We start from the raw sequence: 234 nt of genomic DNA, 5'->3' as shown, positions 1-234 counted from the left end.
CGTGGCGTGGCTCTCCTCGTGCGGCCGCAGCCGGTGCCAGATCTTCTCCGCCCCCTCGTAGCAGAGATAGGCGCCGCCGATCATGAGGATCGGGGTGAGGAGGAAGGGCAGGAACTCGCTGAGCAACAGCACCGCCGGCAGGATGATCAGCAGCTTGTTGCGCAGCGACCCGAGGGCGATCTTCCGGATGATCGGCAGTTCGCGCTCGGCGTTCAGCCCGTGCACGTACTGCGG

1 protein-coding gene is annotated in these 234 nt (G+C 66.7%); it reads right to left on the bottom strand.

What is annotated here, in order from left to right:
* Positions 1 to 234: DUF808 family protein (locus IN07_RS22465; protein ID WP_036340939.1), on the bottom strand; the 234-nt coding region annotated here is incomplete at both ends.

Source organism: Modestobacter caceresii, assembly GCF_000761485.1.
GTDB classification, from domain to species: Bacteria; Actinomycetota; Actinomycetes; order Mycobacteriales; family Geodermatophilaceae; genus Modestobacter; species Modestobacter caceresii.
The sequence above is the reverse complement of the archived record's forward strand: the minus strand, read 5'-3'. Positions and strand labels throughout refer to the sequence as shown.